The organism is Legionella drancourtii LLAP12, assembly GCF_000162755.2.
Lineage (GTDB): Bacteria > Pseudomonadota > Gammaproteobacteria > Legionellales > Legionellaceae > Legionella > Legionella drancourtii.
In genome coordinates, this window is the sequence record NZ_JH413796.1 from 67,474 (window position 1) to 82,016 (window position 14,543).

The following is a 14,543-nucleotide window of genomic DNA, read 5'->3' on the forward strand; positions in this document are numbered from 1 at the left end:
AATGATTTGGGATCATCATTATTCTTTGTTTTACAGGTGGTAACATGAGTAAGCTTCTTGATATTCCCGTAGTTGTGGAAAGTGGACAAAAATACAAAACATCTCATGGCGTAACGGCGATTAAAGATGGGGTGAAGTCAACTGGGGATGTTCATGAACGTTTACCTAAACCTAAATGGTTGCGTATTGTTAACCAGACTAGCCCTGCTTATAGCCAAGTAAAAGAGCAGGTGCAAAAGCATCGTTTGGCCACCGTCTGTGAAGAGGCCAAATGCCCTAATATTTCTGAGTGTTGGTCTCATGGCACAGCAACCATTATGCTTATGGGGGCTGTGTGTACGCGCGCCTGTCGTTTCTGTGCCGTAGATACGGGCAATCCGCATGGCTGGTTGGATGCTCATGAGCCAGAGAATACCGCGAATACGGTCGCCTTAATGAATTTAGATTATGTGGTTTTAACCTCAGTAAACCGTGATGATTTACCTGATGGCGGAGCAAATCATTATGCGCAGACTATTCGTGCAATTAAGCAACGTACACCCAAAACTAAAGTAGAAGCCTTAACGCCTGATTTTCAGGGAGTAGAGCGCGACATTGCTGTTTTATTGGATAGTGGCGTGGATGTCTTTGCGCAAAATGTAGAAACTGTAGCGCGTTTAACCCATCCTGTACGTGATAATCGAGCTGGTTATTTGCAAACGTTGAATGTTCTTTCTTATGCGAAGCGTTATCGACCTGATGTATTAACCAAGACTAGTTTAATGTTAGGTTTGGGGGAAACGGATGAAGAAATCATGCAAACCATGGATGATCTACGTGCTCATAACGTCGATATTTTAACTTTGGGTCAATACTTGCAGCCTACAAAAAATCATTTACCTATCGCTCGTTATGTCACTCCAGAAACTTTTGCTGAATTAAGGCAAATTGGTTTAAAAAAAGGATTTTTTGAAGTGGCTTCTGGGCCATTAGTGCGCTCGAGTTATCGGGCGGACCGTATCTTTAAAAGAGATAACTTAGGCTTAGATTAGTTTAGCCTATAAGACTAAAGTGCTTCTTTCCACTATTAAGTTAAGCCCAAAGCGGAGAATAGGGCTTAACTTGATGCCTATCCCCCATCGAGAGAAAAGCTATGCTCGCTATGATTTTTATTTGCATTTTTAGATTGTTTTTCTTGCTAATAAAACTTGATTATATAATAAATTGTTCTTAACATGGACACCATGTAATTAAATTGTTTTCGAGATTGATTCATAGGCAAAAGAAAAACTATAGGTAGTGACACACTACAACAAATGATGAAAAGGCTGGGTGAGGATAGAGAGCTCGTGAGCACAGTGCTTCCCCAAAAATCAGACGACTTATAATGAATATCATGCGTTAGGAACATTTGAATGTACGCCATTAGGTCATGCCTGGACAAGATTAGAGGCTTTGGCTTATGGGTTAGGCCGGATTAGAACTGATGAGCGCGTCAACCAACTGCCCTTGCGCATAACCAACGACAATGATTATGCGCATTTAATCTTGCCCCTGCAAGACATGCTTCGGCGTATTTACTTAAACCCTTTAGTTTATGTTAAAGGTGAGTTTTCATTATCTCTTCTAAATCTTGCATCTCATCAGTTTATGCCAGCTCCCAAAGAGGCATCTTCGTCTCTTGAATCCCGTAGTGAACAACACGAGGGTCCTCCTGCCAAGAAGAAAATGAAAGCAACTGCGGTCATTGAAACTTTTGCTGTACCTGCTCATGCCGTACCTATGAGAGGTGGTAAGAGAAATCTTCGTCGTTCATGGAAAGACAATCCGGACAGGCCCTCATTTTTTGTGTAAAAAGTGTGCGTAGAGAGCATTTACCTGACTATTTTCGTGATGAAAGAGAAGACAGATTAAACGGGAAGGAACCCCGAAGTAAGATTATAAATTAACATTTAATTGGCAGGCTGGCCCATAAATCCGAATGGCACTTACTTAACGTCAGTTGTGATAAGGAATCGGGACAGAGCATCTTACGCCTCGATCCGTTCGGCTGAAGCAGCGCTTTAGCGCTGTCTCAAAGCATTGTTAGTCTTGGCACAAGGCCTTGAGACGACCATAAATGCCTCCTCATCTCCAACGGTTTGGATGGCATTTATGGGCTTTTTATCCTTAATTTGACGTCTACGTGAGGACGACAATTTTTCTTAGGCAAGCGCCATTGCTCCATAAATCCCGACTTGCATAATAGCAAGCAAAGTATCAAATTAAGGGCAAGAATCCTTTATAGAGAATGTGAACTTGAACTAGTCGCCACCTCAGTTTCCTGGCTTTCTTTTTGCACATGCTCATGTACGCGCTTCTGTAAAAATGTAACTACTTTTTCGGCAACAGCAGTCGCATATTTATCCGTATTATTTCTTTTAAGATCTTTTTGATTAATTGACTTTAATGTAGCCGTAAGCTTATCTTCCAAAGCCTGAAGTAAATAAAAATCTTTATCACCCAAAGTTCCTAAGGGAGCAATAAATTGGCTATAGTTTTTCTTAAAATTTTCGTTGATAGCTTGCATGGTTGTTTGAATTATTGTGTGCGTAATGCTTAAGGGTAATTCAGGTTTTGAATCGTTTGGATGGGTGATTTTTTGCAAAATAGAGTTAAATGATACAAAATCTCCAAGTACCGGAGGTGAGCTAGCATATTCTTGTGTTATTTTATTGATTGAGTCTGCATCCTTGACTTCAGGAGTATTTGATTTAACAATAAATTGAGCAATTTCCTCCAACTTAGCGTTGACGGTGTGTAAATATTCGGCTGTTTGTTGTAAGAAAAATTTGCGTAAGGACATTAATAAGGGCTCTAACTCATTAATTTCATGTTCATTGGCTACATAGGCGAGGGGGAATTTGTCGCCTTTAGTAACTAAAAACAGGAATTTCATGAGCATTGCATTGGTTCTTGATTTGAACGCGTCTGTTCGTGAGTCCTCTACTAATGCCGCAGGATAATCGGAATTCATGAGCCCATCAAAATCAGTTGGTCTATTGTTTATGCCTTCATTCTTCATGGCTGTGACTATGGCAGTTTGGAAATACTTAACAAAACTCTTGGTAATTGCTAGTTTGTTTTCTTTATGCCATTGAACATAGACTGGATCAAGTAATTCCAATAATTGTTCAATTGCCACAAGAACATTATGTTTAAACGGAAAAAGTTTCTTTGTTTTTTCATGTTGTGCATTAACTATAAATGCAGCTGAAGACCTAACATAGGCTGCGGCACGATTATATCGGTCTTGCTCAGTTTTTTTATTGAAATGCTCTAGATAAGCAACTGTATCGCCCCATAGAGAGGCGGTACTCGGATCTCCTTTAGGAATTAAATACGTTAAATGAATGTGTTCCAGTTTAGGAGTGCGAGGGCTGATAGGGGTAGGAAAAAAGGCACTTTTTTGTCTTGAAAGTACGTTCTCAGGTGGCATCGCACGAGTAGAATGGCTTCTAGTAAGTTTTTCAGTTTCTAAAACAGGGATATAGGCGTCACCAAATTTGCTGACTTCCTTAATCAGCGCTGAGTTCTCACTAACCTCAATGCTGGCAAAGGCCTTTAATGTTCTAAACATCAGGGCACGTGCTTTATCGTTCAACTGTCCGTTAATACTATAAAACAAACAGGTAGCTTGATTCGTTTGTTCATCAAGTTCCCACACCAAAGGGCTGCCTTGGAAGCTAATTTTAGGAAAATAAATTTTCATAACGGTACAACACACTCTTTTTTGTTTAAAAAATCACATAATACGAACCTCATTGAGAACAAGCAATAGTGGTTTTAGGGAAAAGTAAAAAATACATTAATTGTCTATAACATTAAGCTAAAGCAACACCACGATTTTTCATTATTTTTTGTAAACAATAAGCAACGATACACATGATGCTGCCTAAGACAAGGGCACCTACACCTAAGAGCAAATAATAGTTTTGATAATAAGGTAAGCTCTCTATAGCCGAGTGAACGGTTGCCGGTATGGCCACCCAGCCTGCCATTCGGCCAGAGATGGCATGCGCCAAAGAGCTGGCAAGATACCAAACACCCATAGCAAAGGCGATGGACTTTTGGTCGCAATAAAGCCCAATCATACTTAAACCAATCGCGCTGACCCATAATTCCGCAATGGAAATGAGGATGTAGGTTAGGGCAAGATAATTGCCATTAATCAAGCCATCAATTGCTCTATGAGCAGCAAAGGTCATTACTAATAAGGCAATGCCAGAAAGAAAAACACCTGCAGCAAATTGATAGGGAATGGTAAAACGAGGCACCCATTTATAAAAACGTGGAAGCTGGCTGCCGATGGCTAAAATTAATAAGGGATTGAGTATCTGATAATGGGCAGGTGAAACCGTTAAACCCCATAAATTATGATCCGAGTTATTTTTGGCAAATAAAACCAAGGTGCTGTTCATTTGATTATAAATTACAAAAAATACGACTGCTTCAAGGATTAATAGCAGGGCAATCATTTGTTTGTCACGTACTATGCCGGTTAAGCTTACGGTTTTTTTAAAGAACCATAAAATACCCAGGCCGCAACCTAAAGCAATTAAAGAGCTGGCGGCATAAACATAGGAATAGGCATACAAGGTCAGTAAATAAATTGCCGCTATGTAAGCAAGCAAACGAAGTATGCCTTGTTGCGATAATTTGGATAGGTCCTTACCCCAAATGACATTGTCATAAATGCTGTAGCGTTTGGCAAAATTCAAGGCAGCGATGGATTTACCCACAAACGCCACTGTAAGGATTGATAAAGGACCAAAACGGCTTTCGAGCAATACTGGAGCAATTAAGGTCGCCAGCAACGCTCCAACATTAATTGCAATGTAGTAATAGGTCATTGCTGATTTTGCTTTGATGGCTTCGTCGGAATAAATATGAGAAACCATACTGGATGATGTACCCATTAATAATGAATTCGTTGCCGGGATAAATGCATAGGCGGCAAGAAATAATTGGTCACCTAAAAAATTTACAGTATAACCGCTGAGCATGACGAGCAAATATGCGGTGGCGAGCAAGATACTGCCAAGAAGAATGGATCTACGGATACCGACAATTGTATCGGCCATATAACCGCCTAGCATGGGCATTAAATAACCCATTGCATGCGCTACACCGATAAAGGCATAAGCTTTAGCTTGGCTGTAGCCTAAGCCCTGGGCCCATAATGGCCGTGTTAAAAACAAAACCAAGATGGTATTGAGTGCATAAGAAGAAAATTGGCTCCAAAAGGTAATAAATATGATGTTATTGGTTTGTTTTTGCCGCAAATCTAGTTCAGGTAAGTAATTTTTAACTTCTTGTGAAATCATTTTCCCACCTCGCTCTGTAGATATAATTGATACTATCGTTAAAGCACTTTTTCAGCCTGGACAGGGCTTTTAGTATACGATGCGTTAAATATCAGATTATCACTTCTTCGCTAGAACTACATCAATAATGTGGGTGTCATGATAGGGAAATGTAAAAATCTTACTAAAAAGGCGTTTAAGCCGTTCTATTAAGAAATTTTTGGGCAGCATACGTATGGATAAGGTGTTGAGAAACCATGTTCCTTCAATACCAAAATGTGCTAACTCATCGATATTATTGAGCGTGATGGGAATTTCTAGTCGCCGGTGATCAATGACGTCAAATTGATGCTGTTTAAAGGCTAACATTAATTCCTCATTATTTGCAGCAACGGTCGTATTTTTCACAATGGATTTATAATAATGACCGACTACGCTACTTAAGATGGAATCTTGTGAGATAAATTCAGCCAGCTGTTGCTGCGCTACTGGAAATGAATCATAAGTGGTCGTGATCATGGAAAAATGACCATTAGCGCGCGTGAGTAATTTTGCTTCATTGAACAATACATTAATAGGGATGTAGGCATTAATGAAATGAGCGAGGATTAAATCCTGGCTATGTGGAGGTAAGAATTTACTTGCCTGAGCAGCACTGCATTCAATGGTAACTAAAGGCAGTGTTTCTTTGGCGCGCCGTAACATTTCTGAAGAAACATCAATACCGGTAAATTCTGCAAGCGGCATTGCCTGTTGCAATTTGTGTAAAAACGAACCATCACCAACGCCCAGATCAAGAACCTTATAATGAGGCTTCATCCCCAAATAAAATTTCTGCATCTGCTCAATTGCAGTAAGATGACTTTTACTAATTGCTCCAAAGCGATTGGCCGTGGCGTAATTTTCAGCAATTTCATTATACATGGCCTTCAAGGACATGCAGGATTCCAATTTCAAACAATTTGGATAAGTATATCCTTAAATGAGGGCGATTTGCGACTGCTGTTTCATGAAAAATTCTTGTTATTTTTCTTGTAATTATTCGTCTTGCTGGTATAGAGTTCGAAGTTGTATTTAGGATAATTCATTAATATCAGGTTAATTTATGGCAAAAATATTAGTTACTGGCGCTACAGGTTTTGTTGGAAAACGCCTTGTTCCAGAACTTATTGCAGCAGGGCATGAGGTGCGCTGTGCAGTATCTCGACGTGTTGACTGGCTGCACGCTGAGCAGGTAGTTGTAGATAAATTAGAACATAATCCTGATTGGGGCGAAGCACTTTCTGGCATGGATGTAGTTATTCATTTAGCGGCCAGAGTACATGTCATGAAAGAAAAGGCAGAGTTCGTTTTGGATGATTATTGCAAAATAAACAGTATTGCAACGAGAAATCTTGCCAAACAGGCAGCAAAACATCATGTCAAACGTTTTATCTTTTTAAGCTCTATTAAAGTAAATGGTGAATTTACGTTAAAAGGGACTCCGTTTACTGAAGAAAGCAGCGCTCAGCCGGAAGATCCTTATGGCCAAAGTAAGCTCTATGCAGAGCAGTATTTACGGGTAATTAGTCAAAACACTGGTTTAGAAGTTGTCATTATTAGACCACCATTGATTTATGGTCCTGAAGTCAAAGCGAATTTCTTAAGAATGCTGCGCTTAGTCAAGAAAGGTTTGCCATTGCCTTTCGGCAAAGTGGAAAATAGTCGTCATTTGGTTTATGTAGGTAATTTAGTTTCCGCATTATGTATGGTTGTAGCACATCCTGAAGCTGCGAATCAAACCTATTTGGTTGCGGATGATGACTCTTTATCATTAACTCAATTAATGAGTCTTATTGGTTATGAAATGAATGTAAATGTTCGCTTAATTCCTATCCCTGTGCGTTTTATGGAGTTTTCGTTTAGGATATTAGGTTTGAGCAAGCTTAATATGCGCTTGTTTGGCTCTTTAGAAGTAAGCAACAATAAGATAAAATCACAATTAGGTTGGGTGCCACCAGTAAGTTCTACTGAAGGCTTAAAAGAAACCGTTAAGTGGTATCAATGTGAATCTAATTCTTAGTATTGTTTTTTTAATTCTTTCAGCGGTTCTGACTAAAGTGTTTTGTGTACTAGCACAAGATACACGTTTAATGGATAAGCCGAATAGTCGCTCCATGCATTTTAAACCGACGATACGTGGAGGCGGATTAGTTTTTATTGGTTTAGCATTATTATCACTCCCGCTTCTTGGTTACCTGACACAAACTTCCTTTCATAATCAATGGGTATTGATGCTGAGCATTTTGCTGATTGCGACAGTAAGTTTTTTAGATGATTTGTATCATTTATCGGTGAAACCACGCTTTTTGGTGCACTGTGCCACCGCGCTATTAGTTGCCTTATTTATTAGACCAGAGCAATTGAATTTTGGTTTCTTTTCAATAAGCTATCCTATATTGATTATCCCCTTTGTTTTTGTTGTGGCTTTGGGGGCGATTAATCATTTTAATTTTATGGATGGGCTTGATGGTTTTTGTGCTTCGCAAGCGGTGTTTTTATGTGCTGCCTATGCGGTTTTGTTTGCCATCCATGGGGCTTCTTTTTATCTGAGTTTTTGTTTAGTCCTTAGCTGCAGCCTTATCGGTTTTTTAATTTTTAATTTTCCTCCTGCTAAATTATTTATGGGCGACATTGGCAGCGCTACATTAGGGCTAATTACTTTTTGCATTGCTTTAATTGCTCAGCAACAATTTGAAATTCCTATTTTATATTGGTTTATGCTCAATGGTCTTTTTTTATTTGATGCAACCTGTACCCTAATTCGTCGTATTATTAACAAAGAAAAATGGTTTGCTCCACACCGAAAGCACGCCTATCAACGCTTAAGGCAATCTGGGATTACGGTGCGGATGATTTTGTTAGGGCAATTACTGATCAATGGTTCATTCTTTACATTCGTTTCATTACTAAATATGCGGGTTTTTGACTCAAGCCTGTTAATTTCATTGCAAATGGGGATTATTTTTTTAATTTATTATTTAATTGAAAAAATTTTTCCTATGTTTCAATCTGAGTTTACTTATTGAATTTATTGAATAATTTTCAATTTTCATAATAGAATATAGGCGGGTATGCTATTTTTCTTAATACTTTGTTAAGAATAAAAGTGTACAATAACATCCGTGAAATAAATATTGCTAGGTTTTTAATCATCTTGTAGTTGCCGAGAACAACCATGGAAGCGTTCTATGGAGAAAATAGGTGGCTGCTTTGTTAGGGAGATTTGTTATGTTAATTTTAACTCGACGCATAGGCGAAACCTTGATCATCGGTGACGATGTGAATATTACTGTGTTAGGGGTAAAGGGTAATCAAGTTCGTTTAGGTATTAATGCACCAAAAGATGTGTCTGTTCACCGTGAAGAAATTTATTTACGTATACAACAAGAAAAACAATCAGATGATTCTGAAACAACGGTATAAATCGATTTCCTCGCAGTTCATCCAGTTCCGAGCACTTAACAATGCTCGGGACGAACTCAAGTATGTTGCAACGAAGTATCTCCTGTGGATAGCAAATGCTTCACGCCCGCATCATCCTCTAAGATTAACTGTCCCCAATGATTAATTCCACACGCTCTCCCAGATAAAGTTCTGGAAGATTGACTGACTTGGATGTGTTTTCCAGCCAAATAATCAGCTTGGTTCCATTCATCCATGAATGCATGCAAATCATTATTGAAAAATTTGTCGAGATAACGTTCTAAATTGCTAATCAATCTTGCAACGAGAAGATTGCGATCGAAATATTGCTTGGTAATCTCATATAAAGAACACCATGGTTTATTGGGAAGAGGGTGCTTTATTGTGTCGGTATTGACGTTTAAACCGATGCCAATAATAACCTGGGCATTGCTGTTGGATTCGGCAAGAATCTCAATCAAGCTGCCACACAGCTTTTTATCTGTCCAGTAAATGTCATTCGGCCACTTAATTTTAATCTCAGATGGCAAATTAAACTCATTTAAAGTTGCAAGTATTGCCAAACTGGTGATTAAGCTCAATCCGGAAAGTTTCGTCAGATCGTAATTAAGAGTCCAGCGACTGGAGCAGTAGATATTCTCACCAAAAGGGGAATACCAGTGCCTGCCAAATCGTCCTCTACCGTGGGTTTGAATTTCGCTACAACAAATCTCAAGCTGCTTGCTGCTAGGCAAATCTTTCAAAAAGCGATTGGTGGAGTCAATGGACGTAAATAAATGCAGATTAAATGCGGTTGTCAGCCTTTGGGCTAATAGTTGCTCGGTAATCTGTTGCTCGTGTAATAAAATAAGCTTGTTAGGAAGCTGATAGCCCTGCTGAGGTATGCTCTGAATCGGAATTCCAAGCTCAATTAGCTGGTTTATCTGTTTCCAGATTGCCGAGCGAGTTATGCCTAAGGCTTGTCCTAAGGCTGAGCCACTATGGCAAAGGCCATCTCCTAGTATATTTAACAGAGTACTTTGTGACTGGGTAAATTGCATCATACAGCTAAAATCTCAAGGTAGGCGTATTGGCTTGAAGTTGGATTATTCCATGGCGGATTTCACGAATAGTAGGGTGACAACATAAAGCGCCACTGCACGCGACTTCAGGCATGAACGAACGTAAATGCCATGTCATATTGTGCAGTGGATCATCCACTAATTGATTTGTTGGCATTGAGGTTGGCACATTAAAATTTTTGGTTGGATAAGCAAGCCCTAAGCCACAGGCTTTAATAAATGCTTCTTTTTGCGACCAGATATGGAAAAATACTGCTGGTTTTAATGCTTGTGGCACTTTCATAAACTCTTCAAATTCATGGTCAGAAAAAGAACTTTTAGCGATTCCTTCATAGGGACGAGCAGAATATTTTTCTATATCAACGCCCATTGGAAATCCTTTACCTACAGCAAGTACGGCTAAATCGCCTGAATGACTAAGATTAAATTGTAAGCGTGCTGAATTAATTACTTTGGGTTTGCCATGTGAATTATAAGAAAACTCCAAGTGTGCAGGATGGGTGTTTAAATAACGTGCTAAAATAATTCTTAATGTCGCACGTGCTGTAGAAAAACGCCGCTGATGCCGACTGAAGTAGAATCGTTCGGTGCGCGCTATTTCGTCGGCATTTAATATTTGCATCGTATTGGGTAATTCATTCTCTAAGGAGAATTGCCAAAGGTCAATCCGTGCTTCATTTAAGATGCAGTTCGCTGTATCTAATGCTGTAAATCCTGTAATTATCATATGCTGTTTTTGATTCTGGCATCAATTAGGGGTTATAGGTTATCATATACCATGATATTTTAATTTACCAAAGAGTATTGAATGAGCCGACAATTTTTGGATTTTGAGCAACCCATCGAAGAGTTGAATCAGAAAATTGAAGCACTTCGCATGGTGGGTAATGACAACGAAGTGAATTTAAGCGAAGAAATCACTCGCCTGGAAGTGAAATGTGCTGAATTAACAGCACAAGTTTTTTCTAATTTAGAACCTTGGCAGGTTGCCCAAATGGCCAGGCACCCACTTAGACCACAAACAACAGATTACATTGAACATATTTTTACGGATTTTCAAGAGCTGCATGGCGACCGTAGTTACTCTGCTGCGCCGGCAATTATTGGTGGTTTGGCGCGCTTAAATGGTGAACCAGTGATGGTGCTTGGCCACCAAAAAGGTAAGCGTACTAAAGAAAAAGTATATCGTAATTTTGGAATGGCGCGTCCAGAAGAATACCGAAAAGCGTTACGTTTAATGAATATGGCTGAAAAATTTAAATTACCAGTAATTACATTCATCGATACAGCCGGCGCTTATCCTGGGATTGGTGCGGAAGAGCGAAACCAATCGGAAGCAATTGCCCGCAATTTATTTGTTATGTCGCGCTTAAAAACCCAAATTATTTGTGTGGTTACTGGCGAAGCAGGCTCTGGCGGCGCTTTGGCCATTGGTGTTGGCGATAGAGTGTTAATGCTGCAGTTTGGTATTTACTCGGTAATTTCACCAGAAGGTTGTGCATCCATTTTATGGAAGGATGCGGCTAAAGCAAAAGATGCGGCACGTGCGATGCGTATTACCGCGCAAAGTATCTATGATAATCAATTGGTCGATGGCATCATTCCTGAGCCTTTGGGTGGTGCTCATCGCAATGTGGATGAAATGTCTACGAGTTTAAAAGAGGTTTTGGTTAATGAACTACAATCGTTAAAAAAAATACCTGTAGATCAACTTATAGAAAAAAGATATCAAAAATTTATGGCTATGGGCGCCTTGTAATTGATGTGCCTGTTCATTTGCTTCATAGCAATGTCACATTAGATTAAAAGTAGGGCGGTGCTGAGCTTGTGAAGCCCAACAACGGAGCGCAGCGACCTCATTATGCTGGGGTGCACTTCGTTTAGCACCAACCTACAGATTGGTGTAAAATACGTTTCACCAGGACCAAGCAATGAATCATGATCCAAATCCACTACTTAATGCCGATTGGCTTGCACGTCTTAATTCGTTTGGCAAATTAATTGTAGGCTTTAGCGGTGGACTAGACTCCACGGTGTTGTTGCACGCTCTAGCTGCTCAGCCAAGCTTGCGGACTAAACTAGTGGCAGTTCATATTAATCATGGAATTAGCTCCAATGCCTCGTCCTGGCAACAGCATTGTGCACAATGCTGTCACGATTTAGGTATCCAATTTATTACTGAGTCAGTACAATTTGATCGTTCTGCCAATATCGAAGAACATGCACGTATTGCGCGTTACGCGATTTTTGCTTCATTATTAACTACAAAGGATTGTTTGATTTTAGGTCATCACCAAGATGATCAAGCTGAGACAGTGCTTTTGCAATTATTTCGTGGTGCAGGCATTGATGGTTTAGCGGCAATGACTGCAGTAAGTCATTTAGGTGCAGGCACATTGGTCAGACCTTTTTTAACTTATTCGCGTTTACAATTAGCGCATTATGCTACCGTGCATCAGCTTATCTGGATTGAGGATGAAAGCAATCAAGAGATAACGTATTCACGTAATTATTTGCGCCAGCAAATTATGCCATTGTTAGTTGAAAAATGGCCCGGTGTGGTAGGCACAATTGCCAGGAGCGCATTGCATTGTCAACAAGCTAAAAGCAATTTGGATGCTTTAGCAACGCAGGATATTGAGGGAGGCAGTGAACTTATTACGTTAACTTCCACATCCTTATGCATTGACCCGTTATTGAATTTAAATTTTGCGCGTATTGCGAATATTCTGCGAGTTTGGTTGCGTAACAATCAAGTACAATTGCCTTCAACGGCAACGTTTCATCGTTTAATTAATGAATTGCTCTATGCGCGTACCGATGCTGCTCCTGCTGTGAGTTGGGGGGATATTTTAATCCGTCGCTATCAAAAATATTTATATTTAGACAGAAAAACCAGCGCCACGTTGCCTGCTTGCAGCGTATGGTCAGTCTTCCCGGCACCGTTAACTTTAGAGGACGCTGGAATTAACCTGTGTGCAAAAAAAGCGGAGCAAGGTTTAGTCATTCCTCCGGGGGCCAAATTAGAGATTCGATTTAGACAAGGTGGAGAAGCCTTTTTTTGGCATGGACAATCCAAACAGCTTAAAAAATTATTTCAGGAGTGGGGGGTTCCACCTTGGCAAAGAGCACGTACCCCATTAGTGTATATCAATGAGCAGCTAGCAGCGGTTATTGGTTATGCGATTAGTGATTTATTTTTTAGTTCCTCTCCGGCTTGGCAACTTTCCACAAGCTCGGTTTTTACGCATAAAAATGATTGATATCAATCGTTTTTATGTGCCTGTATGGTATATTGCCCACCACACTTATTGCGATAACGTTACTTGAGTAAATTATGGCTAGCTCTTTGATTGATTGCATTTTATTACAAGCAGATAACCTGGATACAACACTTGAAGATATGCCAAGGCTTAATGAGCTTTTAAAAATGAAGTCACACCAAGGCCTTTTCGGCTTTAAAAAACTCTCCGGTGGTTTAGGACATGATTATCAATTTATAAAATCTTTCTTTCTTCTTAATGAGAAACAAGTAATTATTGCCATTAATGAAGATGAACTCCAGGAACGTGCAAAAAATTTGCTGAATGCTGATGCACTAAACAAAGAAAAATTGGCTTACAAAGCCGGAATTTATTTGGCTATACTCGCGGTGTATGCGAGCACAACGCAAAAAAAATTAGCAGCCTATGCGCAATTAGCGGAGTTATTTCAATCAACAGGCATGCTAAGTAGTGCATCCATGTTGGCGCGCTGTAATGAGTTCCTGCAGCCAATCTCTTTAAATGGTGCATTTTATTCTACTAATAGAATCATTAGGACTTGGGAAATTAAGGGAGGGGCTGAGGTCTTATCCTTTGAGGCTAGACGCCAGGCCGCATTATTTGGCGGCTCTGTACTGAAAATACGGCACGCGCTTTACTTACTTGGGTTATCTGATGCGGATAAAAAACTCGATAGAGAGAAAATAACTCAGGCAAGTATGCTGTGTAGACAACGTTTAAAAACCATCGCTGAATTAAAAGCCCAAGAGATAAAAGATAATCCTCTTTTCCAAAACTTTCAAAATGCAGAATATCTTCTCTTAAACTACGAACAATTTAAACATTTTAATTACAAACAAAGCTTTCGATTATTAAATGAAAAAATAGCTGTTGCTAAAAAGGCAGATCTTAGCGAAGAAATTACTTTCAGCGAGGTGTACAAGGTTTTTAAGGATCTTGAGTACACATTAAAGCAGTTAGTGAAACTCGCATATGTAGATCACCCATTCATTACCGAGGATATGATTTTGGAGTGTTTGGGCACTTCTGTTGGTGTACAATTTGAAGCCCAAGTTCTATTAGCTAAATTAGCCGGCGATTATTGGTATCTGGTCTGCAATAAAATAGAATCATTGATTTTGGACGTCAGTAAACTTCAATATAGTATTGAATTCATAGTTAAAGATATAGAGTCTATTAGACAACTTCGTTCTAAATTAGGGAGTGCTTTAAGGGTTGTAGGGCAAATTAAAGGTTCAGCCCTTGAAGATCCCAATATTGTTTCCGATGTAGCGACTGATGTTGACGAACAAGGAAAACGACTTTCCTATTTTTTCGAAATTTTAGGGGAAAAAATAGAGCGCTATGAAGGAAAAATAAAAAATATACAACGAGTATTATTGAGTTGAATCAGCATGCTGCGCAAGAAG

The 14,543-nt window shown here is 39.5% G+C and carries 13 protein-coding genes; 8 read left to right on the plus strand and 5 right to left on the minus strand.

Annotated elements, in window-relative coordinates:
• The first annotated feature begins 44 nt into the window (after positions 1-44).
• Both lipA and LDG_RS01155 read left to right on the plus strand, forming a co-directional pair.
• Positions 45-1,031, plus strand: a complete 987-nt coding sequence (lipA, locus tag LDG_RS01150; protein ID WP_006869241.1) for a lipoyl synthase — start codon at positions 45-47, stop codon at positions 1,029-1,031.
• Positions 1,032-1,434: 403 nt separating this feature from the next.
• On the plus strand, positions 1,435-1,833 hold the full coding sequence (locus tag LDG_RS01155) for a hypothetical protein (protein ID WP_006869242.1): 399 nt from the start codon (positions 1,435-1,437) through the stop codon (positions 1,831-1,833).
• Between the two features lie 427 nt (positions 1,834-2,260).
• Here LDG_RS01155 and LDG_RS01160 read toward each other — a convergent pair whose 3' ends face one another.
• The 3 genes from LDG_RS01160 to LDG_RS01170 all read right to left on the minus strand — a co-directional run bounded on the left by LDG_RS01160 (position 2,261) and on the right by LDG_RS01170 (position 6,263).
• Positions 2,261-3,730 (minus strand): hypothetical protein, encoded by a 1,470-nt coding sequence (locus LDG_RS01160; protein ID WP_006869243.1) that lies wholly within the window; start codon positions 3,728-3,730, stop codon positions 2,261-2,263.
• A gap of 112 nt (positions 3,731-3,842) precedes the next feature.
• On the minus strand, positions 3,843-5,345 hold the full coding sequence (locus tag LDG_RS01165; protein ID WP_006869244.1) for a peptide MFS transporter: 1,503 nt from the start codon (positions 5,343-5,345) through the stop codon (positions 3,843-3,845).
• Positions 5,346-5,444: 99 nt separating this feature from the next.
• On the minus strand, positions 5,445-6,263 hold the full coding sequence (locus tag LDG_RS01170) for a class I SAM-dependent methyltransferase (RefSeq protein WP_006869245.1): 819 nt from the start codon (positions 6,261-6,263) through the stop codon (positions 5,445-5,447).
• A 166-nt stretch (positions 6,264-6,429) separates the two neighbouring features.
• Between LDG_RS01170 and LDG_RS01175 the strand changes: the two genes are divergently transcribed.
• The 3 genes from LDG_RS01175 to csrA all read left to right on the plus strand — a co-directional run bounded on the left by LDG_RS01175 (position 6,430) and on the right by csrA (position 8,789).
• Complete coding sequence (locus tag LDG_RS01175; RefSeq protein WP_006869246.1) at positions 6,430-7,386, plus strand: UDP-glucose 4-epimerase family protein; 957 nt, start codon at positions 6,430-6,432, stop codon at positions 7,384-7,386.
• Complete coding sequence (locus LDG_RS01180) at positions 7,370-8,392, plus strand: MraY family glycosyltransferase (RefSeq protein WP_006869247.1); 1,023 nt, start codon at positions 7,370-7,372, stop codon at positions 8,390-8,392. Before LDG_RS01175 ends, LDG_RS01180 begins: the two co-directional genes overlap by 17 nt.
• Before the next feature lie 202 nt (positions 8,393-8,594).
• Positions 8,595-8,789, plus strand: coding sequence for a carbon storage regulator CsrA (gene csrA / locus LDG_RS01185; protein ID WP_006869248.1), 195 nt, complete (start codon positions 8,595-8,597; stop codon positions 8,787-8,789).
• Positions 8,790-8,845: 56 nt separating this feature from the next.
• Here csrA and LDG_RS01190 read toward each other — a convergent pair whose 3' ends face one another.
• Entirely contained in the window at positions 8,846-9,832 is a 987-nt protein-coding gene (locus tag LDG_RS01190) for a biotin--[acetyl-CoA-carboxylase] ligase (RefSeq protein ID WP_006869249.1), read from the minus strand.
• Positions 9,833-9,836: 4 nt separating this feature from the next.
• Positions 9,837-10,577 (minus strand): 4'-phosphopantetheinyl transferase family protein, encoded by a 741-nt coding sequence (locus tag LDG_RS01195; RefSeq protein WP_006869250.1) that lies wholly within the window; start codon positions 10,575-10,577, stop codon positions 9,837-9,839.
• A gap of 81 nt (positions 10,578-10,658) precedes the next feature.
• Here LDG_RS01195 and LDG_RS01200 point away from each other — a divergent pair, with 81 nt between their 5' ends.
• The 3 genes from LDG_RS01200 (at position 10,659) to LDG_RS01210 (ending at position 14,522) form a co-directional block, all read left to right on the plus strand.
• Positions 10,659-11,609: an acetyl-CoA carboxylase carboxyltransferase subunit alpha gene (locus LDG_RS01200; RefSeq protein ID WP_006869251.1), complete on the plus strand. Its 951-nt coding sequence runs from the start codon at positions 10,659-10,661 to the stop codon at positions 11,607-11,609.
• A gap of 172 nt (positions 11,610-11,781) precedes the next feature.
• On the plus strand, positions 11,782-13,113 hold the full coding sequence (gene tilS / locus LDG_RS01205; protein ID WP_006869252.1) for a tRNA lysidine(34) synthetase TilS: 1,332 nt from the start codon (positions 11,782-11,784) through the stop codon (positions 13,111-13,113).
• Positions 13,114-13,187: 74 nt separating this feature from the next.
• Positions 13,188-14,522, plus strand: a complete 1,335-nt coding sequence (locus LDG_RS01210) for a hypothetical protein (RefSeq protein ID WP_006869253.1) — start codon at positions 13,188-13,190, stop codon at positions 14,520-14,522.
• Positions 14,523-14,543 lie beyond the last annotated feature (21 nt).